Here is a 23142-nt window from a genome sequence, read left to right as displayed (position 1 = left end):
ATGATCGGCACAGCGACACCCCCTGACTCCGCCGCCCTCACGCCGACGCAGCGCCTGCTCGGCGACGCAGTGTCGACCACGGCGCATGCCGCGAGCGTGCGCACCGTCGACGAGGTCGCTGAACCGGTCGCGCCCTGTCACCTCGCGCCGGTGCGGATCATGGCCGAGGCAGCCGGCAGCACGACTGCCGTGCCCCCGATGCGGGTGTCGGCCGGACCGGCACTGCACCGCGCGCGGCACCTCCGGACTTCTCTGCCAATCCTGCCGCGGAGCACCGAGCGTGGCCGACACCGCGACACCCCTTTCCCCGTAATACCTGCATTGAAAGGTTCTCAACGATGAGCAGCGACGACAGCCCGGTCACAGGGCCTCGGGTCGGGGCCTACGCCCTGGTCGGCCACGACGACAAGCTCCTGCTCATCACCCACGACACCGGCCCCGACCTCCTGCCCGGCGGAACCGTTGCCAATGGGGAGCCCGTCGAGCGGGCACTGCGCCGACGGTTGCTCGAACAACTCGGCGTGACCGTCGCCGACATGGACTTCTGCGCCGTGGTCGAGCACGACACCGCCCCAGGCGGCGACCGCCCGGCATCGGAGGTGACCTTCCTGTTCGACGTGACCCTCGCCGACCCGGACCGCCTCGCCGAGCACCTGCCGACCCTATGCCAGTGGGCCGGGGAGTCCGACCTCGCCGCGCTGCGGCCCGAGGCCGTCAGGTACGCCCTGATCGCGAACTGCTTGGCGGCCGAGAACCCGTGGTGGGCGTGGACACCGTGACCCCACAACAACACGCGGCAGCCTTGGCGGAGTTCCCCGCGCTGCAACGCCTCATCGACCTGCGCGACGCGGGCTGGATGTTCCTGCCCACTCTGGACGCAGGCGGCACGGTCATCGAAGTCCACAGCGTCCGGACATGGCCGGGCGGATGGGCCGACGCCCTGCGCGTGCGCTACACCACCGACGCGCGCGGCCTGCGCACCGACCACACCGGCGGCATCACCTGGCAACAGGACGGCACGCTCGAGGAGATCGTCGACGAACTGATCACGCTGCCCGCACCCAGCGACCGACACGCACCGCAGCTGGTGATCGCACAGACCCCGATGCTCCGCATCGCCTGACCACGGTGCCGCACAAGGACACCACTCCATGCCCCTTCCCGCCCCCGGCCACGTACTGTCGGCCCGACGAGGCAGACCCTGTCCGCGGACCGACGTTCGTCTTCTGGTCCGCCGAACCGATCGCCATCGAGTGGCCGGACCAGGTCCCGTTCGACCGCGGCTCACGCAGACGGCGTGGGCCACCGTCAGCAGCGTGCTGCACGCTGCTCGGGGTGCCGTCTTGGTCGTCATGCTTGCGGTGCTGCGCGGCGTAGTGATCGCCGGTGTACTGCTCGCTGGTTGCCCACCTGGGACTTCCTCTCGATCTCCGCGATCGACCATGTCGACCGTCATCCAACCCAGCGAGGTCCAGATACGTGGTGATCCTTCACCTCTGACCTCGCGTCAGAACTTCCTGACTCCCAGGAGGAACGTCGTGCGTGGCACACAGCGTCAACAGACCAACATCATCCACCGGCATCCCGAACTCGCTGAGCTCCTCGGGCTTCCTACCGCAGATGCTGATGCCGGACGGTGGGCGAACTGGATCACACCGCACCACCCCAGTACCAGTAACGCGGTGGAGATCGGATGTTGGATCGGCATGGTGGCCAAGCGTCTGACCCACTGGTACGAGGGGACCGGTGGGCACGTGCAGCCGCACCTGATCGAGTACGCCCGCGAACACCGCCCTGGGCCGCGCCTGGTCGTCGAAGACATCGCGACGACACGACTCGACTACACCGTACGGAACTCATCAACGCAGCGACCATGCTTCTCCAGCACCGCAACGAACTAGCCAGCGATGGCCGACGCCCCGGCTGGTCGTACAACCGGAAGCCGACTAATGCACAGCCAAAAAGATGAAGCACTAAGCCCCGCCATGTACCAGATGTTCGTCTTCAAGCTCGGCGAGATACTGAGGCAAGGACGGGAGACCGCGAAACTAACGCAGGACCAGGCCGCCGCGCGTATGCGGATTTCCAATGAAACGACCAGCCACTATGAACGCGGACGGGTGAAGCCTGACCTGACCCGACTTCTCATCATGGGCGGGCGCTACAAGATCAACTTGTGGGAGATTCTGATCTCCGCCACGGAGGAAACCTACAGGGAGTTAAACCGGGACGCCCCCTTCGCCGGTTATCCTCGCGAGGTGCAGGCTACATAGGCGCTTGCCATGTTCGCCCAGGTCGATCCTGACCGGATTGACTGGTCCTATCTACTGGATGAGCAAAGCTCCACCCTATAGCGAGGATCTGGCTGATGCGAAAAGGAAGAAGAACGCTATCACATGAACGCATCCACAACAGCATTCCGTCGTTGCCCGGACTGACGAACCGCTTGTCCGAGATCGCCCTGCTTCTGGGTGTCGGCATGTCGGCGAGGGAGGTTGCCCGACACCTCACCCTTTCGGCCTACACGGTAAGAAACCACATGAAATTCATATACCTCCAACTCGCGATCGGGAAGCTCGAGGACCTCCGGGAGCACATCAAGGCCACCTTCCCGCAGGAACTGAAGAGAGTGTGCGATTCACTCAACTCTCAGTATGGAAAGAACGTATTCCCCTTCCGGACCCAGACTGAGGCACGAAGCGAGTGGCTTGCTGAACGACAGGCGGGACGAAGTTGCGCTCAGATTGCCAGGGACAATGGCGTCTCAGTGGGCGTCGTCTCACTGTGGACCAGGCGAGACGGTTTTCCCGACCGCCCCACCCGGCCACCGGTAAGCGAGCGAAACAGGATCGACTGGATAGATCGATACACCTCGGGTGTGACGATTACTAGGATCGTCGAAACCGATTCGTGCGCGACCGAACAGCGGGTTCGCATGGTTCTGCGTCGCGCGGGCATCACCATTGCCAGAGGTCGACGCCGGAACCAACAGCGCCACACCGAGAATGGATAGGAGTCACCATGCCGCAGAAGCTCATCATGACGAAGGACGACCGCTGTTGTTGCGGCAACGGCCAGGACGGAAGGAACGGTCGACGACAGGCATGCCGGGGATCAGAAACTGCGTTCGGGGACGGACACCCTGCAGCAACTGATTTTCGAGGCTGAGCAGTGACAGGAGCATCGGCCCTACGTCCGCAACACCGCGGGCTACGTGCACGGCGCCAGCGCCCAGCCGGTGCCGTGCGCGGCGACGTCCACATCCACCTCGGGGCCACAGGCTGCCCTCCCGGTGACTGCCGTGGTATCACGTCGGTTCGCCAACCGGCATCACAAACTCGCGCGCTAGCGGCGGAACCCGCGGTGCTGATCACGGGGCGGGATGTTGCCGAACTCGTCGAACCACCGCTCGATCTCCTGCGGGTCAAGCGGAACGCGGTAGGTGAGCAAGCCTTCGTAGTCCTTGTCCTGGAACAAGACGTCCTGCAGCGTGTCCCAGTTGTAGTCGGACCGTGACGCTGGCAGCTCAGCCTCCAGATCAGCGACGAGTTCGTGCTCGTCGCAGTAGATCCGCTCGGCGTCTTGGATGGCCAGATCGAGGGCGATCTCCTCAGCCGTACATGTCGGGGTGGGGTACCGACCGACGTGGAGATCGGAACTCAGGTCGTCGAAGGCGCGGGCATAGCGACGTAGGAACCACTGGTCCTGGTTGGCAACGCACGCCGGGACCGCTCCCAGCGGGCCGGGCACGCTGTCTTGGCACATGCCGGTTCGGTAGGCGAGGTCGTATGCCTCGTCGGCGAGGACGGCGAGCGCTTGCCCGAGCACTGCCGCAGTACGCGGGGTCAGGGTGACTGGCAGGCAGATCTCGCACCCACCGTCCGCGCATTCGGAGCAGTCCACGCAGTCGTTGCGGCAAGGCCCACAGAATTCGCACTGGCCGGGGCAGTTGGTGGTCGGGAACAGCAGGAAGCCGCCGTCGCCGACCGTCGGGAGCTGCCGGGCCACGCGCGGGGCCGCCGGGTCATCAGCGGTGGCCGCTGCCAAGATCGGGAGCAATGCCGAGATGGCCGTGCGTACCGGCGCAGGGGCACCGTCCAGCACCACCTCCAGCCGGCGCTCGGCGGTGACTTGGTGCAGCAAGTACCCGTTGAGCGCCGAGGCCAGTATGGTCGCGGACGGGGCATCGGAGAAGCTGGCCAGGCTTTCGGCCTCGGGACCATCGCCGTGGTCGATCATGGCCAGTACCTCGTGCGCGCTCGGCGTGTGCCGGGGCACGAACGCCAGGTACGACTTGCTGGTGGCGGACATCGAACTCCTTGGTGCCATGTCAAGCCCAGACCGTATGACCAGACCCGCTCTCGGGTGACCATTGTCCGCCCGCGTGTCATCGCAGCCCTCTGGGCCGGCACTGCGGGGCACGGCTCACTGCTGGGCGAGCGGCATCTGTGTCTCGACACGCACCGTGACCGCATGGCTTGTGAGACAACGAGAGTGGCGGGGCTCCGGGTCGGCGTGGGCTCCCCGAACCCAGGAGAGATCGCTGCTAGGGTTCGTCACGCACAGTCAGAGCGCGAGCCGGTATCCGCTGTTGCGAGCAGCGGTTGGACCAGCACCTCATGACGGGGAGAATCGTCGTGGCCAGCGAAAACGCCGCCAAACTCGCGGTACTCATTGACGCCGACAACGCGCAGCCGACGATCACCGAAGGATTGCTGGCGGAAATCGCCAAGTACGGCACGGCGCACGTCAAACGCGCCTACGGCGACTGGACAGGCACAAGCCTGAAGGGCTGGAAAGACCAACTGCTGGCTCAGTCGATCCAACCTGTCCAGCAATTCGCCTATACCACCGGAAAGAACGCCACCGACGCGGCGATGGTCATCGACGCGATGGACCTGCTGTACTCGGACCGCTTCGACGGATTCTGCATCGTCTCCAGCGACAGCGACTTCACCCGGCTCGCGGCACGCCTACGCGAGTCCGGCCTAACCGTCTACGGATTCGGCGAACGCAAGACACCCAAGCCCTTCGTCGCGGCCTGCGACAAGTTCGTCTACACCGAGAACCTCGCCTACGCCAACAGTCCAACTGCCACCAGCGGCGTACCCAAACCGAAGAAAGTCACTTCCGCCGCGCAACTCAAGGCGGACACCGCGCTGGTGAACCAACTGCGCAATGCCGTCGACGCGGCCTCCGACGACGACGGCTGGGCCTCACTCGCGAACGTCGGCCACATCATCACCAAGCAACGCTCCGACTTCGACTCCCGCACCTACGGCTACGCCAAACTCAGCGATTTGATCACCGCGACCACACTATTCGAGATCACCCGCCGCAGGCCCGGCGAAGGCAAACCAACGGTCATCTACGCTCGGGACAAACGACGCCAGCAAGACAAGAAACCCAACCCCGAACCAGCGAGCACGTGACCACTCAGCGGCCAACCGCTCATGCCGACTTGTCGTCGCGAATGAGGCCACGGTAAAGCTCATGGTCGAGTTCGGCGCGCACCGGGTTCGGCCCTGTGACCGTGAGTCGCCAATGACCATCGGCGCCGGGAACCGAAGCGCACCCGGTGCAGACAATGTGGATCTCGCCATCCTGCGCGACCATCCAGCCTTCGGCCAGCGTGAGCACGTGCACGCCCCGCTTACAGGTCGCGGGGAGGAGGGCGATCCGCAGCCCGGTGCTGTCGGTCCGGCACCGCAACTCGCCGTCGGGCTCCGAGACGGGACTCAGCCGCAGATTCATAAGCCGCAACCTACCACGCGGTTCGCACACCTGTTCGACTACGTCCGTCTCGTAGTGGGAGACTACGCTTGCCTGCGCGGTCAGGTCCGAGCGAAGACCAACTGGGCCAGGCTGGTCGCGGTGCCGAGCGCGAGCACCGCGTTTTCCCGACGCCAGGCGATATCGCGCAGATGCGGGTCCGGGTGGCTGGCGGCCGAGTCGTAGTTGAACAGCGCCTGGGCAAGCTCGGTCATCGTGTCCAGGATGACGGCCTCGCGCTCGGCGAGGTCGCGCTGGGTAGCGGCCGAGTTGATCGTCGCCGGCCGCATCTTGCGCAGCAGCTCGCACGCCTCGCGGGAGGCCGCCACGCTCGCCTTCAGATCGTCGGGCGTGCCCGCCGTCAGCAGCCGTTTCGCGGCCGCCAGCCGGCTGACGACCGTTCGATGCTCGTCGGTGGCCGTCCCCGCCGGGAGCGCGACCACGAGGGACACGGCGGCGGCGAGCTGCCACTGCTCCAGGACGTTCTGCACCCACTGGTGCGCGTCGACCCGGATGTCGGTCGGCTGGCCGGGATAGGGCACCCGGATCGGCCGGTGAGGCTGTTGCCAGTCGGGCAACGCGGCTCCGGAACTGATCAGCGCGTACTCGACGGCCGGGGAGAGCATCAGGTTCCCGCCGTCGCGGATCGTCTCGATGCGCTCGATCGCGGTGTCCGACAGCCTCCATTCCGCATACACCTGCGTCGTCAACGGGGTCTTCCTGCCGCTGTAGCCGAGCTGCTTCAGGACGGGAGCGGCGGCGCCCAGATTCAGGGAGCGCCCGGAGTCAGCGTGGACGCTGCCGGTGACCAGGAACAGCGCGGACGCGCCGTCGGCGAGGCCATCGGCCTCGATGTCCACGGTGAGCCGCAGGATCGGCTCGGCCGCGGGGATGCCGCGCAGTTCGCCGACCGTCGCGCTGATGTACGAGCCCGTCATGGGCGTTGACTCTATGGCCAGCCGGTTGCTCGGCGGGTCGATTTTCCGCGCGACGCCGCCGACCGCCTGCACTCCGGGGCCAAGTACCGTCCGCACACCGACAATTCGCCCAGTTCAGGGCGGCACCCGATGGCAACTACGACCTGTCGTCGCAGGTCCTGGCGGCGGTACCTGATCTCGTCGCTAGGGTGAACTGATGAGGGACGAACTGGCGGACATCCTGCGCAACGACGTCACGCCTCCGCACCTCGACGCCATACGGCTGCTGAGGGCCTACCTCATCACCGATCACGCCCGCGCGGCGGAGATCATCAAGTCGCTCGACGAGGCCGCGAGTGACCAGGTGTGCTCGGACCTGGTGGGCATCTACGTCCCGATGGCCAGGTTTGCCAAGCGGGAAGGGCTCGGATTCCCCACCGAGGAGATCCACGAGACCTTCCCTCGGGTTGTCTCCCGCATGAGCGGCGACCAGTTCGCGCTGACTTCCGAGCAGGTGTACGAGGTGTGCGCGGCGTGGTTCTCCGATCGGCACGAGCAGGTCGTCGAGATGACCCGAGGCGAGCCGACTCGTGAACTCTGGCTGCACGCCGCGGCCTCGTTCACCATGACCGTGGGAGTCAAAGCTCTTGGCCCGCAAGGGTTCGGCGGCTACCTCACAATTCTACGGAAGCTGCGAAACCCTGAAGCGGATGCCCGGCCGCGGTGACGCAGCGCGAGGCTCCTGAGCCCGGCGCGGCGAGCCTGACCGTCTCCGTCGATCCCGCCCCGCATCCTCTCGGGCACCGGTTCGCGGTGCTCGCGTCCACGCGCACCGGCTGGTGCGGCGGCGACTCCGCCTACGCGGTCGACCTCGCAGGCGGACGGGAACGCCTGTGGCTGTTCTCCGACACGCTGCTCGACGACGGCGGCATCGTGAACAACTGCATCGTGGTGGAGGACATCGCGCGTGGCCGGCTGCGCACCGTCCTCGGCGGCACACCAGCCGAACCGGCAGCCCTCGTCGGCCCATTCGACCGGGTCGGCCCGGACGGGCTCTCGCGGTGGCTCTGGACCGGCCACGGCGTCGCCGTCGACGACCCCGCAACGCCTGTCGACCAACATCGGCTGTGGATCTTCTACCAGGAGTACCGGGCGACGGTTCCCGATCAGCAGAAGACGGAGTGGGACTTCGCCTGGGTCCGGACAGTGCTCGCCGAGCTGTCGCTGCCGGACCTTCGGGTGCTCAGCCGGACGCCGATCGTGGACGGCACCGGCGTGCAATGGGGCGCGGCCGTCCACCGTGACGGCGAGGAACTGCTGGTTTACGGCGTGGCCGACGAGGGCGAGAACAAGCACCTCCTGCTGGCCACGACCTCCACGTCGCGGCCGGGCGCGACCTGGCGATACCGCGCAGCCGACGGATCCTGGTCGACGCGACCGGACGAGGCGGCCCGGCTGCTGACCGGCGTGAGCAACGAGATCAGCGTCCTGCCGTTGCCCGGCCCACAGCGGCTGGCTGCTGGTCACCTCCGACACCCGCAAGCCCCACGGCGCCTGGCCGATCGTCGCCTACCGGGCAGACCACCCGGCCGGACCCTGGTCCGGGCCGCAGGTGATCCTCGACCCGCCGGAGAACGACGCCACCCGCTACGCCTACAACCCGACGTTCCTACACCTCGCCGGCGACAGCTACCCGCTGGCGTACAACGTGAACGGCCCCCTCGCGGACATCCTTGTGGACAACACGATCTGCCGCCCACGGTTCCGCCTGGTCCGGCTCAGCACCCAGCCGCTCGCCGATTCATGAGATCGCGCGGGCCAGTGGAGAAAGTCCCAACAAAGCCAGGCCCTTCATCCGTTCGAGTGGAACCGCGCGCCGCACTGTCGCCTTGCCCGCCACGACCCTGTGGAGGTCCCGGTCGCCGGCCAATGGCCTCGGCAGGTTCAGACCCGTTGGCGCGCCGAGCGTTCCTCGGTCGGCCTCACTCGGTCGGCTCTATCCGGTGCGATAGGCCACCTCCAAGATTCACTTTGTGGCTTCCAAGACCAAGAGCGGGTTGTTGCTGCCTGTCGTCGTTGTCCTGGCGGTCGTCGTGGTAGCGGTGCCCCAGGCACGCGACAAGGTCCTCAGCCTGTTCGGCGCCGTAGCCGGCGGCACGGAACTCGTCGGAGACGGCGAGACTCAGTTCATGGTCGCGAGTTCCGCGAGCGCCCAGGTGCACCGGTGCGCACCGCAGCAAGAACTCGCGGACGGACAGTGCGACGATCTGAAGTTCGTGATCATCGACGCTGCTCGGATGCCCTTCATCGCGCGCAACATCTCGACCGCGTGGCAGGCCGGGAAGCCGGCCGTCTTGACGAAGGACAGGTCCGCCGAGGCGGCCAACCGCCGGAAGGTGTGCTTGCCGAGTTTCCCCAGACCCTTCGGCGGGCAGTGCGATGAGTTCCCGTTCGCCAGCACGCGGCAGGGCGGCGACGGCGCGCAGGAACAGGAGGTGCCCGCGCGGGAGAACCAGTGCCAGGGCGGCACGCTGTCACGTTGGTATGTTGCGGCTGGTATCGGGGATGGCGATGACTTCCTGGTGGTGATCACTCACCCGAGCAAGATCGCCGCTGGCCCGTTCCAGGGCAGAGACATCGCTGATGATCAGAGTGGGTGTTGATGATGAGCAAGCCCGACGTCACGATCGACCTCACCGTCGAGATCGACCACGGCCAGCTCTACATCTACTCGGTGGCGCCCTGGGCGCACGACCAGCAGAACGACGCGGTGGAGCGAGCGCTACGCGACGCGCGGCAGTCCGGCAGGTGGGTGGGTGTCGCCGACGGGCTGGTCGACCTCGTCGTGCCCTTCCGGAAGAGCTTCGACGCGCCCATGCGGGTGGAGATGTGGCCCGAGCCAGTGCCACCCGATGACGACAACTGGGACCACGTGGTCGACATCGACTTCGACATCGTCAACGGCGACCTGGTATTCGAGCCCTCCGGAGGCTTCGAGGCGATCCGATGCGAGGAGCCGCTGCCGCGTGGCGCCTACCGGGCACGGATTTCCGGCCGTGGCTACACCGAAGCGGCCAGCGGCGCGGTCGGCATGGACTCCTACCGGATCCGGCTGTGGCCTCGAACGGCGCCGACCCCACCGGAGTTGCGAAAGAGCTGGCCAGGCTGGTCGGCGCAAGCGTGAGGTAGCCCCAAGGGGAGGAGGCAACGGCTCGGGATGGGTGCTGAACCGTCCCAGGGACCCGACGTACCCGTCTTGGCCGACAGGTTCCCCGCTCATCGCGTGATCCGCTACTAATGGCGTGTGGAGCATCTTTACTGGGATCTCGGATCTATCGCAGGCGGCGCTCGCCTCGAGGTGTCGCTGCGCGGCTCGACCGCCAGGGTCTGTCTCATGGACATCGACCACTACCAGGCTTATCTCGACGGCGACGAGTACGAGTATCACGGCGACTTCTACGACGTCAGCCCCATCGTCTTGGAGGTGCCCTACGACGACCACTGGTACCTCGTCGTCGACAGCAACAACCGACGGATCACGGTCGAGTACACCCAGATCTTCGACTGACCGCGCCCGCCACTGGGCAAGGCGCCGCACCGGGCGGGTTGTCACGCGGCGGCGAGGGCCAGCCGGTGCGCTTTGCTGATGATGTCCAACTGTTCGGCAGTCAGGGACGCGGTGATGCCGTGTTCGTTCTCATAGCCCACGATGGCGATCGTGCCCGCCCACCGCCGGGGCGGGTGTCCCAGCGTCGTCAGGACGGCCTGCGCGACCGGGTTGGGCAAGTAGGAGAGCGGGTCGCAACCGGCAGCGTCGGCGACTTTGGCGCGCATTCCGTCGGCCAGAGCCACGCCGTTGACCTCGCCGTGGCGCGGGTCGACATCCTGGTGCACGGCAGCCCACAAGCTGACCTGGTATGGCGTGTCCCACTCGATGATGACGCTGTTGTCCACCGTCCGAAACTGGAGCGTGCCGGAGGGGGCGATCACCGCGTAGGTCACGGTCGGTTCACGCGCGTCGTCACCGACTGCGGCGTTCGAGCTGTCGATCACCGTGCTCGTGGAGGCTGCGTCCACACCGACGGGCTCCGCCGACACGGCAGGAGCCGTCTGTGATTGCGGACACACGCGGCCACGCTATCGGCCAACCGGCGCCATCACGCTACTCGTCACCCGATTGTGTGGAACGTGTGTGAGATCTTCAGGTGGCGACGCCAAAGTGACGGCGGGCAGCGCGAGTGGCTGGCATGGCTTCCTTGCTGGCGAGACGAACGCCCAACCTTCGCGGGTTGGCGACTGACCGGTGGCTTCCCGCCGGAATCGAAGCGTGAAGCGCCCTTCTGCGTCCCTCATGGCGAGGTTGTCGCATCCCGGCCGGCGAGCGAGGCTGTAGTCGAACCCGTGTCTTCCTCAACAGGCTCGCGCGTTCCCGTGGATCACTGTGCACGGCGCGGCCGAGGCGGCAACGACGGAAGAACACGGCGTGGCACGGTTACGATTGATCATCCGCCCAGGGTGGCGTTCACTAGCGCCGCTGGATCGAAGTCGGCATCGGATGGGGCGTGCTCGTCGAGCAGGTCGGCCGCGTGCCGAAGGCGTTCGCCGTCGGGCAGGCGCAAGACGTCGGCGATGATGCGGAGTCGTTCGGCGGCAAGGGTTTCGCGCCGCATCACGCCCCAGCTCGTGGCGAGTTCCCGGCCAAGTTCTGTGAGTTGAACGTAGCGCCGTGGTGTGCCGTGCTTGGCAGGTTCCTTGCGGGTGACCCGAAGATAACCGCGTTCGGTGAGTCGGCGTATCGCACCATAGACGGAGGCCCCGTTGAGTTCCGTTTGCCGTTCAATCTCCGCGCCAAAGGACTCGAAGTTCGGTGAATGTGCGATAGCTCGGAGAATTGTCACTGTGGTTATAGAGCGATTGATGGTATGCATGGTCAGATTATAGGTGTTTTATGTCCTACTGTGGAGGGGTTATTGGGTGAACTTGTAATTGGCGGTGCGAGGACTTGTCGTGGCGCACGTCATTGAGCTAGCTCGTCGTCGGCCCGGCAGGCTTAACTGCGTGATCCGCCGGGTGCGGCGAATCGAGCGCCCATGTTGTCAGGAGGGTTGGAGAAGACCAACGCGCGGAACCATGGCGCCGCTTCGCGAGGATGCCGACGGCTCAGTAGACTCGCGTAGGCATACAGAATCTGGTGAGCGGGACGGTTGTCGAGGTCGCTGTACGGCAAGCAATCCGTGAAGGGCCACGGCAAGCTCTGCTGCAACACGCATACGCCGGCCTCAGCCCACGCCAGCGCCTCATCGAGGTCTTCGTCGTCAACGTCGACCTCGGCTGAGTCTTCACCATCGCCGAGCCCGGCCGCCGCGTACGCCTCCATGACGTAGGCGTCCAAGCACCTCGGCATGATCAAGCGTCCGGCCACGTCCCGGCACGCCGCCTCGTAGGCGGCGGTCTCCTCCTCGGTCTCCTCCCCATCGGGGAGCCACACCCGCTCCATCCGCCAGGTCGGGCGCGTGCCGAGCTTGCGGATCTCGCGCTCCAAGGCGCTCATCTCGCTGGCCGGGAAGCCCGCGTAGTACTCCTCGGCGTCGAACTCGCCGTTCGGCCAGGCCAGCAGCGGCCGGTCGAGCGCGCATAACGCCTGCTGAGTCACCGCGCCGGTCGGTGGCATCCACGGCATGACCCACGTCGGAACTTCCGAGACGTTCACCAGCCGAAGTATTCCAGTCACGGCTCCAAAACACGGGCCGCCACGACCAAGTGGCGGTGGCAGACCGCCGGTCACAGGCGCGAACCGGCCTTCCTCATGCCCTGCCCAGTGTGTTCGCCGACGAGCGGACCCGTCCAACAGTCAGTGATGATGAGGCGGTCGTCGCGATTACGGTCATGAGGAGGGCGCGATGCCTGGCAGCGGTCCGTTGGACGCCGACGTGATTCTCAGCGGCGACGAGACGGAGGCCCTACTCGCCCTGCTCTCCGACATCTCCCAAGGTCACGGAGATGCCCCAGGGATCCGGGACGCGGCAGGCGCTGCGTGGGCACTGCTGTCCAACCGAGCTGCAACCCAGGGCGGCTACGCGGCTGCTCGCGACGAGGGCTATTGAGCCGAAACTGTTTGGTTGCCTACATGATCGCGTAGCGGACGTGGCGTGCCTGGAAGTAGCCACGGACGAGGTGTGGCTGGCGCTGGCGGCGGTGCAGGAAGCGGCGCGTGTCCCGGGCGAGCCGCTCCACAGTGCGAGCACGACCGGCAGGCATGTTGCGTTTGAGGTCGGCGTTGAGCAGCTCGTCGGGGTTCAACTCGGGGCTGTAGCCGGGCATCAGGTGCAACTCGATCCGGTCGGTGTTGGCTTCCAGCCAGGTACGCACCACCCTGCTGCGGTGGACCGGGTGCCGGTCGGCGATCACGTACACCTTCCGCCCGGCCTGCCGGGCCAGCCGGGCCAGGAACGCGGTGAACACCGGCGCGGTGAACCGGCCGGTGAACACGGTGAACCACAACGCACCCCGGGACGCGACTGCGGACATGACGTTGACCCGCAGCCGTTTCCCGGTCACCCGCACCACCGGCGTGTGTCCCTTGGGCGCCCACGACCGCCCCGGCGGGGCCGCATCCGAGCGCAACCCGCACTGGTCAACCCAGGCCACCACCGCGCCCTCGGCCTTGGCTCGCGACGCGATCGCCGGATACTCGGTGTCCAGCCAGGCCCGCACCGCGGCCGGTTGCTGCTCGTAGGCGCGCCGGGCCGGGCGCTGCGGGGTGAACCCGTGACGACGCAACCACAGCCCCACGCCCTGCTCGGTCATCACCACCCCGGTGACCAACCGGATCAACTCGACCACCGCCGCCCGGGTCCACAACGGGCCACCGATCAGCAACTCCTCGGGCGTGTAGTCGGCCATCGCCATGAATAGCGTGCCCCGCTCGGCGGCAGTGATCAGCTCGGCCGGTCCAGGGCGGCGCACCCGCCGCACCGCCAGCGCCTCACGGCCACCATCCCGATACGCCCGCCACCACGCGCCCACCGACCGCTCGGCCACCCTGAACACCTCGGCCGCCTGCCGATAGCCGGTGACGGTGCCGGACTCCAACGCGGCCACTACCCGCAACCGCAGCACCTCCCGCTCAGCGGGCGACAGACGACGCGCGTCCTCGACCTCGATCACAAGTGAGCAACATACAGGCAAACGATCACTTTCGACTCAATACGAGTGGAAACGCCTGACCACCGTATGCCCTGGAGGCCGTGATCTGCTTCAGGTGCTCGCCCGGCTGGCGCCGGATCACCCGTTTCCGAGTGCGTTGCTCAGGGAGGCCGGTGATTGCCTGCCTGGCCTGGCTGAGGCGGTATGCGCGTCACCGGCCGAACTGCGCGCGACCTGCACGGTGCTGCGTGACCGTGGTCTGCTGCAGTTGGACGGGGACCATGTCGTTGTTCCAAAGGAGGTCGCCCGACTTGTGATCAATCAGTCGCAGGCGGCGCGGGGACTGCACTGGACCGGCGCCGTGCTTCGGTTCCTCACTCACGCGCTACGGCCGGACACGCACCACAGCGATTCATGGCCGGAATGGGAGGTCGCGTTTCCTCATGTGACGGCCGTTTGCACAGCGGCTGAGCAGGGGAAGATCCAACTTGGCGATGTCGCCTACCTGCTCGATCGGACTTCGGTGTACGCCCGTGAGGCCGCCGAGGACCCTGACCTGGCGACGGAGCTGGCCGAACATGCGGCCGACCTCGCCGTCACTCTTGAGGACGCAGAACTGATCAGCCATTGCCTGGGCAACCTCGCCTTGGCTCATCGAGCCGCGAACCGCATTGCCGAAGCGATTCGGGCCTCCGAAAAGTCGATCGCCTGCGTTGCGGAGGCGTTCGGGATCGACAACGAGAAATATGCGGAAAGCCTTACCGTGCACGCGGGTATTCTTGCTGCTGGCGGACGCACATCCGAGGCAGCCCAGGCTCACGACTGGTCAGTGAAAATCCTGAAGAAGCTGCACGCAAAGCGTCCGTCGGACGTCGTCCGCGGCCTGCTGGTCGAAGCTCTCAATGATCATGCATCGCACCTTCTGTCCACCGGTGGCCCGGTGCAGTTGGGCCGGCAACTGCTCGAGGAAGCCAACCGCTTGCTGAAACGCGGTGAATACGGTTGGACACAGGTCACGCTGAACCTGGCCAGAGCCTGCCGTGAGAGCGGCGATGCCGAGGATGCACGTGACCGCCTGGTTGATCTACGCGACTACTGTGAGTCGAACGCTTTGAACCCGTCTCTCGTGCTTCTCGCGGTGGTGGCGGACCTGGCCGAGGTGTATCACGAACTCGGTGATCGCCGGGCGGCTGCTACTCTCCGCGAGGCGCATCGAGTCGACAATGCTCTTGTAGAAGCGCTCGACCGTCCGCTGCGTGAGGGCCGCACTAGCTGAGGCCCTGGTCGCGAAGTGAGTCGGCGTCTGGGTGGTGCAGGGACTCCAGGAGGAGGACGGCCGCGGTGTACAGACGTCTGGCCGTATGCGAATCGCCCAGCAGTTGGTGTGCTACCGCGAGGCGATGCAGTGCGTGCGCTTCCCAGTATCGGTCGCCGAGTGCCCGGTCCAGCGCCAGCGAGCGCTCATATGCTGTGATCGCCCGCTCAGGATGACCACAGTTCAGTTCCGCATCGCCGACAACTTTCAAGATCGAGGCTTCGCCTTCCATGTTGCCGATCGCGGTATACAGCTCCAGCGCCCGCGCCGATCGGTCGAGAGCCGTCGCGGTGCGGCCCAGATGTGCCAGCTCGCGGGCTGTCGCGGCGAGTGCGTCAGCCAGCGCCGGTAGCACCTCCTTCGGTTCGGCCAGACGGAGTGCGGCCTCCGCGTGCTCTAACGCGCGTACGTGCTCGCCTGCCGCGTCGAGGGCGCGGACGAACGACAGGTGAGTCCGGAACGCCCCGCGCTCGTCGCCGAGACCCTCGAACATCATCAGCGCGTCCGACAACAGCGACAGCACGTCGCCGCTTTGCCTGGACCGGGAAAGAGCATCAGCGAGCATGCGAAGCGATGTGGCCAGCGCGACGCCATCGCCAACTCGACGAGCCGCAGAGACCGCGAGCCTTTGCGTGTCGACTCGAGCGGCATGCCGACCCGAGCGGCGCAGGAAAACCATGCACGCCCAGGCAGTTCGCCAAGCGTACGATTCGAGGCCGTTCGCGTGGGCATAGCTGATCATCGCGAGCAACACGTCGCACTCGACGGTGAACCACGCCATCGCGTCGGCATAGGTGCTTGGTGCAGGAAACGGATCGCCTCGTTCCTCGACATCAATTGGCTGTATCCGAGCATTGGCCGCAACTGCGGCACGGAGGTAGTGGTCGAGTGTTCGCCGCATAGCTGCTGTCCGTTCAGCCGCCGTGTCATCCTGCAAGGCACGCCCTCGCGCGTATTCACGAAGTAGATCATGGAGGTGGAAGCGGTTACGGGTCCGCTCGACGAGCAGGTTCGCGGACAACAGCTCGCGCAGTGCGTGGCCGCACTCCTCAAGATCGCCTGCGAGCGCTACGCAGCCGGCACGACTGATATCAGGTCCCGGGTAGAGGCCCAACAAGCGGAACAGCTGCGCCGCTGATGGGCTCAGCGCGTCGTAAGACCAGTTGAACACTGTCCTAAGATCCATATCGCCGTCCGATGAGGACAGTGGGTCGAGTCGGTCGTCGGTGTCCCGCAGTTCGGCGACGAGGTCGGACAACGACTCATCCGGCCGGTCCATGGCACGCGATGCGACCACACTCAGTGCAAGCGGCAAGCCGGCGCACAGGACAACGAGCTCATGTGCCGCGTCCGGCTCCGCCACGAGGCGTTCTGGTCCAATCCGCGAGGCGAGTAGTTCGATCGCTTCCGGTGGATCTAGGACTGTCATTGGGATCCGCACCGCACCTTCGCGTCCGACAAGACTGTCCAAGCGATTGCGGCTGGTCACCACCAACAGGCAGCCTGGTTCTGGCGCGATGAGCGGACGCACCTGATCGGACGAGCGTGCATTGTCCAGAAAGACTAGTACCCGCCGTCCGTGCATCAAACTGCGGAACAGCGCCATCCGACCAGCGGGCGAAGTCGGAATCGCACCGGTCGGTGCACCGAGAGCGTGGAGGAACGAAAACAGGACATCGGCCGATTCCCGTGGCGGCGACGCGGCGAACCCGTTCAGGTCCGCATATAGCTGGCCGTCAGGGAAGAAGTCCTTGACCTTATGCCCCAAGCGAATCGCCACCGTACTCTTGCCAACGCCCGCCACCCCCTCGATCACGCACACGCGCGCCGCACTGTGCTCCCGTGTCGATGCAAACTCGGTCAACCGAGCCAGTTCGTAGGCTCGCCCGACGAAATGCCTGGTGTCCGGCGGTAACTGGTGCGGCTGCGATGGTGCGGCAGTGTTCGCCTGGGCGCGCGGGGCAACTCGATGTATTACTTCCGCCGCATCCCTCAGGGTGGTCAGTTGCCCGCGCTCGACGCCGATGACACCTAGCTCATCGAGCAACCGCTCGAACACAGCACCGCGCGGCAATGTGGTCCCATTGAGGTACGCGTACAAGCTGGCAGGTGAGACGTTGATCCGCTTGGCCAGCTCAGAGCGGTCTAGGCCGCGGCCCAAGCGACGCTCGGCGCGCAGGAGCGCATTGGTCAGCTCCGCCGCAAGATGCTGTCGCGGCGTACTCCAGTTCTCTCCAGAGTTCTCCAGCCTCACAAGGTCCATCATCCGCCCTCATGGTGCTGTGGTGGTCGTCCTCAACCGACGCAGGAACGGAGTACCCCATGCTGGTCGAACTGATCCCCGCACCTCAACTGGAGACCACGCCGACGGACTCGGTGGCGCAGGTCGTCTTCGACACCCTGCCCGCGCTCGGGCTCGACCGTATGACGGAGGGCCGGGTGGAGTTCGTGTTGTGCGCCTCGGCGCTCACCGCGCAGGTCTGAACGTGCCACCCGGTGGCGGCGCCGACCCGCCACCGGGCTGGTCCCCGACGCGAAGGAGAGAGCTGATGTCCGTTCCTGTATTCGTCGAGGACGTGCTCGACACACGTCCGCTCGACGCAACCGGCTTGACGATCGGCGGCCTGCTCGCGGCTAACCGACTTCCCGAAAGCCTGTTTCAGCCGTACTTGGTGCGCGGCGCCACGGCAACACCCGTGCCACTGACCGCACGATTGGCTGATCTGCCCCCGGACGCGGACCGGCTGCTGGTTCGCGCCATCCGCAATACGTTGTTCCCCACCGTGCTGCCGGCCGCGGCAGACGCGACCGACACCAGGTACTCCGATGTCGGCGTGGGATTCCGCGCGATCCGCGCCGACGCTGGCGGCAAGGCGTACGAGGCACGCGTCACGGTAGGCTTGGACCAGGCCCGCGTCTTGGTGTCTGACGAGGTCACGGCCTTCACCAGGGAACACGCCGTGTCCGAGGCTGGCTGCGTATTTGGTATCTCTGGTGGCGGAGACAGCAACGCATTGGCCTACGGCCTGGCCAATGCGGTGCCTAATGAGCGGTTGCTGGCATTCACCCTAGTCTTCGGCGCCGTGTTCTCGCCCGAGGCGGCGATCCGCGCCGGCGTGCTGTGTCAGGAGCTAGGAATCGAGCACCGTGTGCTCAACCCCGCCGACATCGCGGACCTGCTCGGCATCAGGACATCATTGGACGCCTTGTACGCGGACTTCAGTGCGATGTTCACCAATGAGGCGTTACATTTCTTCGGCACCTTTCTGATCCTGCGCACTGCACGCCGCCTTGCGGCCATACGTGGGTTCAGCGACCTCGCGTTCGGCTACAATCGTGAGGACTTGCTCGCCGAGGCATTGTTCATGGTGATGAACGGCAATCGGCCACTCCAGTATCCCGTCCGACAGTTGGGCGCGCACCGAGTTATCATGCCGGTGTGGCGGGTGCCGAAGCTCCTGCTGGACGCTTGTCACCCACGGTTCAGCCTGGAGAATTACCGTGAGCGTGACCCGTACACGACCCGACAGCGTAGCCTCGCGTTCTTCCTTGCGCACACAATGGACTCGGCCTACCCGTCATTCGGGTTAAGTCTGCTCACCGGCATGAAAGAGTCGTTCGCCGGCGCTTGGGGCACCGTGTCACATGTTGATGACCTCGATGTGTTCGTCACGGAGCAAGCGAGCACGGAGAACGTCGAGCGGGTACGAGATCTGCTGGGCCGCCATTTCACTGATGAGAACTGATGAGCGTGGTCGTGTCGAAGGTGTCGACCATCCTCGGCATTCCGGAGCTGTCCATCCCCAGCGAGTGGTCGCGTGTTCTGAACGCGTGGCCGCGGATGTCCATACCTGACGACGTGGTTGAGGGCGTCACAAGGGCGCGTGCCTCGGGCCTCGTCCTCAGCGCCGCTGCGACCGGAACGTTTCTCGCGGACCTCCGTATGGCACTGACGGGCCCGTCCAAGAGCGTGGTCGTCACGTACGAGGCTCCCGATCTGGTCGCGCCAGTCGTGTCGCTCATCGGCGCCGTGCTTGGCGATGTGGCGTACCTGGCCGACAAGACTTTGGGTGGCCCCGCCTCCGTCGTGCCAACCGGAGGCATCGACCGCTACGAGCAGGCGTGGCACACGGACAGCACACCGTGGGACATCCCGAACAGGTGGAGCGTATTAGGTCTGCTGCGCGAAGACCCCGTGCTAGAACGGCGGGCCACGGCCATCCTGCCCTGGTACCTCGTAGCGGAGCAGTTACACGCGGACGACGAGCTTCCAGCGACGCTGAGGAGCCACCTTTTCTCGTGGCGGGAACAGTACGACGGGCTGCCCGAGTTGCATGCCCCAATCTTGGGCAGCACGCCGCGCTGGTTCCGGCCCGCGTTGGCAGCGCTGATCGACGATCCGGAACGGCGGGTGGCTGCCTGTGTGGCAGTGGACCTCGAGCTGAGTCGGGCAACCACCTGGTATGAGGCGGAGGTGTCCTCAGGGCGAGTGCTGGTCTTCGACAACCATGCCGTTCTGCATCGTGGCCCCGCCGTACAGAAATCGAGTATCCGCACGTTGCTCAGACTCAAGGTGAACGGGATGCCGCGCCAATGACGAACCCGGAATTTCCCGCTCTGTCGCTAGCACACCGCGCGGAGTTGTTCGAACGGCTTCGCGCCTTGCCCGCAGGCAACGACCCGTACCTGCGCTGCACATTCGACGGCCGTGCGGGCTGGATAATATCCCACATGCCGGCCGCTAGAGCCCTTCTGACTTCGACCGCCGGCTGCAAAGCCAGGCCGGAACACTCGCAGCGGCTGCTCGGTGGTGTTGGTGCCCTGCGCGGCGCGCGGGTCCGACAAGTAAAGCGGCACCTCGTGGACGCGATGGCGGTGGAAGCCGCACAACAAGGCGTCCTCGCCCGGCACTTGCGTGGCAGCCTCGCCGATGGACCTCCCGAACCGGGGCCGCTCACTGAAGCGCTGTCCACCGCGATGCTGACCCAACTGACCGGACACCGACCCGGTTCAGTCGACGGTGCTCGTCTGCGTCGGCTGGTGTTTTCTTCGTGGGCGGGGTTGGAGGGCGAGCGCACCGATGGCCGACTCCGTGACGAACTGGCGCAGTTCATGGTGGATCTGGTGCACGGATCCGGATCCGGGTTTCTGAGCCGGTTGCGGGACGCCGGATGGTCGACCGAGTCCATCGCGGAAGAACTGCGGGGGATGGTGTTGGCCGGATGGGGCAGTACGACCGCTGCGACGCTCAGCGCCCTCGCGTTCGATGTGAGCCCGCCGCCGTCGCGCGCAGCCGTCGACGAGGTGCTCCGGCTGTACCCGCCCAGTTTCATGATCGCCCGCACGATTACCGAGCCGCCGCCACACCCATTGCCGTTCTCACTGGGCGACGTCGTGCTGATCAGTCCTTGGCTGATCCACCGCGATCCGTCGGGGTGGTCGGCCGCTCACCGGTTCGACCCAGGGCGGTGGCGGCGACAGCAGCGCGACCGCTGGTTCCTGCCTTTCGGTCTGGGTCCGCGACGCTGCCCGGCCGCCGCGTTCGCCCGGACCCAGATCGCCACTGCGGTTGCCTGGTACTCGCCGCAGCTCACGCCTCCCGCGGTTCGCACTTTATCGCTAGTGGAGTCGCGCAGCCCGGCCCTGGTACCGAAGTGGTCCCCACGCACGAGAAGCCGGTTGAGAGTCACGAACGGTGAACCCCCATTGCTCGTAGCAGCGGAGTCGCCGAATGAGGTGCAGCCAGGTACTCGACCTTGGTAACGAGATCGGGTTGCTGCGCGAAGATAGGGGGGTCGCCGACTCTCGGCCGGCCGACCTCAGGTACCACCTTTGGCGATCGGAGTCCGATGGGCTGCAACAACCTTATTGAGCAGTTGGAGGAGGTACGCGCGAACCCTGGGAACCGTGCGCAGACGGGCGCGTTCGGTGAGGCGGTAGCGGAAGTGTTCCTGAACGAAGTCCTCGGCCACGAGGTAATTTTCGACGCGGCGGCGCGCAGCCGGGCACAGGGCATCGACTTGGTGACACTGGATCCGGAGGCGGAGCGGATCGTGATCGTCGAGGTGAAGACGACGGCCACCAGCAAGAGTGTCGGGCCACGAATGAGCAAGACCACGACCACCATTCAGATGAGTGACGAATGGGCGGGTAGTGCAGATCGCACGGCGGCGGCGAACATTGAGCAGGTAACCACTGAGGATGTCGCGGGTGGGTATGTCGACAAGTTGGTGATGTACGTCGATGTCAAGGCTGACACCATATCGATCCACAACGTCGATGCGGGGGGTCGGGTTGCGAAAGAAGCCAATACATCGATCGCATTGAGTGATCTCGTCAGATTCGTCGACGCGGTCAACGCGGATTCGGAAAAGCCATGAACGGGAGAAGGCGTCAGGTTGACCGTTCGTTGCCGGGGGCCGGGCGTCTGGTGGTTGAACGTGGGGACGCGGCGACAGCATCTCGGATCGATGCATTTGGTATGCGTTACGGACTAGCTGTGCCGGTGGCGTGGCGAGGGTGGTGTGAACGGCAGGGCTGGCAGCGCCAAGCGGACGCCGGGTGGGAACTGCTTGGCCTGACGCCCGCACCCTCCGGGTTCGACGCGGCAGCGTTGTTGGCTGGCACCCGGTTCGGCCTCCCCGACTTTCCGGCGGACCTGTTGCCCATCGAGCAACTGCCGGAACGTCAACTCGCGTGCATCCGGGTTGACGGCCGTGACGATCCGCCTGTTGTCATCGTCGACCTGGATGACCCGAGGACGTGGCAGGAGAGCCAGCCCCCAGCGTTCAAGAGGTTTTCACATTACGCGGACGACTTCATGGACCAAGCTCACGCCTTACGCCGCGTGGCCGACTTCCTACGCCGTAGGCAAGCCGACATCAAGTCCGGCCGCAGGCCAGCGGGCCAAGCGCCGCGCCCGGATGACTGGCGCGTGTACCGGTTCTGCTCGCAGAACGTCGTCGTGGCCATGGTGTTGCTGCGCTTCAACCGGGATGACAACGTCCTAGACGTTGGAGCCTGTCTCATCACCGCGTTGTCGGCTCTCGACCCGGACGCGCCAGCACGTGCGCTGTGCACCCTCCTGCTGGCCGAAGCTTACCGCTCGGGAGGAGACCTCTCGTTTCGATTCGTGCGCGGCACGGGGCGAACTGCCCCCGCATCAATGCCCAGAGCGTTGTGTCGCTGGGCCGAGCGCGTGGGCGTCGCGCTTGATCGCCGTCGCGGCAAAATCGACCGTGACACCGCCCTGCGCCTGTTCATCGAGGCCGTGAACGTCGGGGACGAGCTCAGAGGTCGGCTGCGGGCGTCCCAGGAATCCGCTGCGGCGATCTGCCACGGTATAGCCAGCGGGTTGTGGCACCCAGCGGAGGTTGAGATCCTACTCGCCTGGTCTACGGCACCTGGTTCCACTCTGCGCGGGTTGACCAACCCGATCGACCGGGCGCGGTATGCATGCGACATCCTGGACGTGCGAGCTGCGATGTTGGTCGCTGCGGCTCATCGAAGGATCGCCGCTGGCGATGACGAGGCACTACTCGACGCTGAGGACGCCGGGCAGCAGGTCGGGCTCTCGGCAGACGGCGACCGTACCTGCTGCCTGACCGCCGACCGGATCGACCTAACCGATTGGCTGCTCGGGGGGCCATCGGCGTTTCCCACCACGCAGATGCGACTTACAGTCGCGGATGCCGAGCCCGACCAGCTCGAAGAGGTCTTCCACGTCGCGATTGACCGCCTGGCCCAGGTGAACGGCGCCGCAGCCGTGCTTTGCCCCCGGGACATCCTCAGCAGCAATGAAACGCGTCGCGAGCGAATCGTCTCGGCGGCCGACCGAGCGGGCGTCATGATCTTGGTCGCGCCGGAGTACACGCCGGGGATGACGATCCGAGCCGCCGGCAAGCTCACCCGCGCCAGAACGGCACGCCAATGAGTCCCCGGCTACTGGTCATCTGGGCGGTGTCCGGACCCTGGCCCGGTTCGACCGAGCCA

The 23142-nt window shown here is 65.9% G+C and carries 26 protein-coding genes; 18 read left to right on the top strand and 8 right to left on the bottom strand.

Annotated features, from left to right (window positions below; all coding sequences use genetic code 11):
* The first annotated feature begins 338 nt into the window (after positions 1 to 338).
* The 5 genes from KALB_RS25940 to KALB_RS46865 all read left to right on the top strand — a co-directional run bounded on the left by KALB_RS25940 (position 339) and on the right by KALB_RS46865 (position 3013).
* Entirely contained in the window at positions 339 to 779 is a 441-nt protein-coding gene (locus KALB_RS25940) for an NUDIX domain-containing protein (protein ID WP_025358624.1), read from the top strand.
* The gene (locus KALB_RS25935; protein ID WP_236650014.1) at positions 767 to 1123 is read left to right on the top strand and encodes a hypothetical protein; all 357 of its coding nucleotides are present in this window, start codon (positions 767 to 769) and stop codon (positions 1121 to 1123) included. The genes KALB_RS25940 and KALB_RS25935 overlap by 13 nt, the downstream gene beginning before the upstream one ends.
* Before the next feature lie 415 nt (positions 1124 to 1538).
* A complete protein-coding gene (locus tag KALB_RS46870) occupies positions 1539 to 1901 on the top strand; it encodes a hypothetical protein (protein WP_148309646.1) in 363 nt (120 codons plus the stop codon).
* A gap of 93 nt (positions 1902 to 1994) precedes the next feature.
* Complete coding sequence (locus tag KALB_RS25930) at positions 1995 to 2273, top strand: helix-turn-helix domain-containing protein (protein WP_158510814.1); 279 nt, start codon at positions 1995 to 1997, stop codon at positions 2271 to 2273.
* Between the two features lie 152 nt (positions 2274 to 2425).
* Positions 2426 to 3013: a LuxR C-terminal-related transcriptional regulator gene (locus KALB_RS46865; protein ID WP_148309645.1), complete on the top strand. Its 588-nt coding sequence runs from the start codon at positions 2426 to 2428 to the stop codon at positions 3011 to 3013.
* Positions 3014 to 3345: 332 nt separating this feature from the next.
* Here the strand turns inward: KALB_RS46865 and KALB_RS49370 are convergent, their stop codons facing one another.
* A complete protein-coding gene (locus tag KALB_RS49370; RefSeq protein WP_025358621.1) occupies positions 3346 to 4311 on the bottom strand; it encodes a hypothetical protein in 966 nt (321 codons plus the stop codon).
* 326 nt (positions 4312 to 4637) lie between these two features.
* Here KALB_RS49370 and KALB_RS25915 point away from each other — a divergent pair, with 326 nt between their 5' ends.
* Complete coding sequence (locus tag KALB_RS25915) at positions 4638 to 5432, top strand: NYN domain-containing protein (protein ID WP_025358620.1); 795 nt, start codon at positions 4638 to 4640, stop codon at positions 5430 to 5432.
* 19 nt (positions 5433 to 5451) lie between these two features.
* Here the strand turns inward: KALB_RS25915 and KALB_RS25910 are convergent, their stop codons facing one another.
* On the bottom strand, positions 5452 to 5754 hold the full coding sequence (locus KALB_RS25910; RefSeq protein ID WP_025358619.1) for a hypothetical protein: 303 nt from the start codon (positions 5752 to 5754) through the stop codon (positions 5452 to 5454).
* An 80-nt stretch (positions 5755 to 5834) separates the two neighbouring features.
* Complete coding sequence (locus KALB_RS25905; protein ID WP_025358618.1) at positions 5835 to 6710, bottom strand: hypothetical protein; 876 nt, start codon at positions 6708 to 6710, stop codon at positions 5835 to 5837.
* A 196-nt stretch (positions 6711 to 6906) separates the two neighbouring features.
* Between KALB_RS25905 and KALB_RS25900 the strand changes: the two genes are divergently transcribed.
* The 5 genes from KALB_RS25900 (at position 6907) to KALB_RS45645 (ending at position 10257) form a co-directional block, all read left to right on the top strand.
* On the top strand, positions 6907 to 7416 hold the full coding sequence (locus KALB_RS25900) for a hypothetical protein (protein WP_025358617.1): 510 nt from the start codon (positions 6907 to 6909) through the stop codon (positions 7414 to 7416).
* A gap of 885 nt (positions 7417 to 8301) precedes the next feature.
* Entirely contained in the window at positions 8302 to 8496 is a 195-nt protein-coding gene (locus tag KALB_RS25895; RefSeq protein WP_025358616.1) for a hypothetical protein, read from the top strand.
* A 226-nt stretch (positions 8497 to 8722) separates the two neighbouring features.
* The gene (locus KALB_RS25890; RefSeq protein WP_025358615.1) at positions 8723 to 9352 is read left to right on the top strand and encodes a NucA/NucB deoxyribonuclease domain-containing protein; all 630 of its coding nucleotides are present in this window, start codon (positions 8723 to 8725) and stop codon (positions 9350 to 9352) included.
* On the top strand, positions 9352 to 9873 hold the full coding sequence (locus KALB_RS25885; RefSeq protein ID WP_025358614.1) for a hypothetical protein: 522 nt from the start codon (positions 9352 to 9354) through the stop codon (positions 9871 to 9873). Before KALB_RS25890 ends, KALB_RS25885 begins: the two co-directional genes overlap by 1 nt.
* Positions 9874 to 9993: 120 nt before the next feature.
* Complete coding sequence (locus tag KALB_RS45645; protein WP_081789504.1) at positions 9994 to 10257, top strand: DUF1883 domain-containing protein; 264 nt, start codon at positions 9994 to 9996, stop codon at positions 10255 to 10257.
* Positions 10258 to 10298: 41 nt separating this feature from the next.
* Here the strand turns inward: KALB_RS45645 and KALB_RS25880 are convergent, their stop codons facing one another.
* The 4 genes from KALB_RS25880 to KALB_RS25865 form a co-directional block, all read right to left on the bottom strand.
* Complete coding sequence (locus KALB_RS25880; protein WP_042220801.1) at positions 10299 to 10766, bottom strand: hypothetical protein; 468 nt, start codon at positions 10764 to 10766, stop codon at positions 10299 to 10301.
* A gap of 425 nt (positions 10767 to 11191) precedes the next feature.
* Positions 11192 to 11617 (bottom strand): helix-turn-helix domain-containing protein, encoded by a 426-nt coding sequence (locus KALB_RS45640; RefSeq protein WP_081789503.1) that lies wholly within the window; start codon positions 11615 to 11617, stop codon positions 11192 to 11194.
* A 122-nt stretch (positions 11618 to 11739) separates the two neighbouring features.
* Positions 11740 to 12399, bottom strand: a complete 660-nt coding sequence (locus KALB_RS25875) for a hypothetical protein (protein ID WP_025358612.1) — start codon at positions 12397 to 12399, stop codon at positions 11740 to 11742.
* A gap of 413 nt (positions 12400 to 12812) precedes the next feature.
* Complete coding sequence (locus tag KALB_RS25865) at positions 12813 to 13856, bottom strand: IS630 family transposase (RefSeq protein ID WP_025357638.1); 1044 nt, start codon at positions 13854 to 13856, stop codon at positions 12813 to 12815.
* Positions 13857 to 13950: 94 nt separating this feature from the next.
* Here KALB_RS25865 and KALB_RS25860 point away from each other — a divergent pair, with 94 nt between their 5' ends.
* On the top strand, positions 13951 to 15111 hold the full coding sequence (locus KALB_RS25860; protein ID WP_030110621.1) for a tetratricopeptide repeat protein: 1161 nt from the start codon (positions 13951 to 13953) through the stop codon (positions 15109 to 15111).
* Here KALB_RS25860 and KALB_RS44905 read toward each other — a convergent pair.
* Positions 15104 to 17416 (bottom strand): ATP-binding protein, encoded by a 2313-nt coding sequence (locus KALB_RS44905; protein WP_081789502.1) that lies wholly within the window; start codon positions 17414 to 17416, stop codon positions 15104 to 15106. The two genes, KALB_RS25860 and KALB_RS44905, sit on opposite strands and share 8 nt — an antisense overlap.
* A gap of 56 nt (positions 17417 to 17472) precedes the next feature.
* On the opposite strand from KALB_RS44905, the gene KALB_RS47760 reads away from it, so the two are divergent.
* The 6 genes from KALB_RS47760 (at position 17473) to KALB_RS25830 (ending at position 23083) form a co-directional block, all read left to right on the top strand.
* Positions 17473 to 17634, top strand: coding sequence for a hypothetical protein (locus KALB_RS47760; protein ID WP_158510813.1), 162 nt, complete (start codon positions 17473 to 17475; stop codon positions 17632 to 17634).
* A 65-nt stretch (positions 17635 to 17699) separates the two neighbouring features.
* Complete coding sequence (locus KALB_RS25845) at positions 17700 to 18896, top strand: adenine nucleotide alpha hydrolase family protein (RefSeq protein ID WP_025358607.1); 1197 nt, start codon at positions 17700 to 17702, stop codon at positions 18894 to 18896.
* Positions 18896 to 19747 carry a Fe(II)-2OG oxygenase family protein gene (locus KALB_RS25840; protein ID WP_025358606.1) on the top strand — a complete coding sequence of 284 codons (852 nt, stop codon included), beginning with the start codon at positions 18896 to 18898 and terminating at the stop codon, positions 19745 to 19747. Before KALB_RS25845 ends, KALB_RS25840 begins: the two co-directional genes overlap by 1 nt.
* Positions 19744 to 20913 carry a cytochrome P450 gene (locus KALB_RS45635; RefSeq protein ID WP_081789501.1) on the top strand — a complete coding sequence of 390 codons (1170 nt, stop codon included), beginning with the start codon at positions 19744 to 19746 and terminating at the stop codon, positions 20911 to 20913. The genes KALB_RS25840 and KALB_RS45635 overlap by 4 nt, the downstream gene beginning before the upstream one ends.
* Positions 20914 to 20999: 86 nt before the next feature.
* Complete coding sequence (locus KALB_RS25835) at positions 21000 to 21530, top strand: hypothetical protein (protein ID WP_025358605.1); 531 nt, start codon at positions 21000 to 21002, stop codon at positions 21528 to 21530.
* Between the two features lie 119 nt (positions 21531 to 21649).
* On the top strand, positions 21650 to 23083 hold the full coding sequence (locus KALB_RS25830) for an SMI1/KNR4 family protein (protein ID WP_025358604.1): 1434 nt from the start codon (positions 21650 to 21652) through the stop codon (positions 23081 to 23083).
* Positions 23084 to 23142 lie beyond the last annotated feature (59 nt).

Source organism: Kutzneria viridogrisea DSM 43870 (assembly GCF_000525635.1).
Classification (GTDB): domain Bacteria; phylum Actinomycetota; class Actinomycetes; order Mycobacteriales; family Pseudonocardiaceae; genus Kutzneria; species Kutzneria viridogrisea.
Note: the sequence above shows the minus strand (reverse complement) of the source record. Positions and strands in the feature narration are given on the sequence as shown.

Coding starts and splice junctions, on each gene's coding strand:
- KALB_RS25940 (WP_025358624.1), top strand. CDS start 339: ATGAGCAGCGACGACAGCCCGGTCACAGGGCCTCGGGTCGGGGCCTAC.
- KALB_RS25930 (WP_158510814.1), top strand. CDS start 1,995: ATGTTCGTCTTCAAGCTCGGCGAGATACTGAGGCAAGGACGGGAGACC.
- KALB_RS49370 (WP_025358621.1), bottom strand. CDS start 4,311: ATGTCCGCCACCAGCAAGTCGTACCTGGCGTTCGTGCCCCGGCACACG.
- KALB_RS25910 (WP_025358619.1), bottom strand. CDS start 5,754: ATGAATCTGCGGCTGAGTCCCGTCTCGGAGCCCGACGGCGAGTTGCGG.
- KALB_RS25905 (WP_025358618.1), bottom strand. CDS start 6,710: ATGACGGGCTCGTACATCAGCGCGACGGTCGGCGAACTGCGCGGCATC.
- KALB_RS25900 (WP_025358617.1), top strand. CDS start 6,907: ATGAGGGACGAACTGGCGGACATCCTGCGCAACGACGTCACGCCTCCG.
- KALB_RS25885 (WP_025358614.1), top strand. CDS start 9,352: ATGATGAGCAAGCCCGACGTCACGATCGACCTCACCGTCGAGATCGAC.
- KALB_RS45640 (WP_081789503.1), bottom strand. CDS start 11,617: ATGCATACCATCAATCGCTCTATAACCACAGTGACAATTCTCCGAGCT.
- KALB_RS44905 (WP_081789502.1), bottom strand. CDS start 17,416: ATGATGGACCTTGTGAGGCTGGAGAACTCTGGAGAGAACTGGAGTACG.
- KALB_RS47760 (WP_158510813.1), top strand. CDS start 17,473: ATGCTGGTCGAACTGATCCCCGCACCTCAACTGGAGACCACGCCGACG.
- KALB_RS25845 (WP_025358607.1), top strand. CDS start 17,700: ATGTCCGTTCCTGTATTCGTCGAGGACGTGCTCGACACACGTCCGCTC.
- KALB_RS25840 (WP_025358606.1), top strand. CDS start 18,896: ATGAGCGTGGTCGTGTCGAAGGTGTCGACCATCCTCGGCATTCCGGAG.
- KALB_RS45635 (WP_081789501.1), top strand. CDS start 19,744: ATGACGAACCCGGAATTTCCCGCTCTGTCGCTAGCACACCGCGCGGAG.
- KALB_RS25835 (WP_025358605.1), top strand. CDS start 21,000: ATGGGCTGCAACAACCTTATTGAGCAGTTGGAGGAGGTACGCGCGAAC.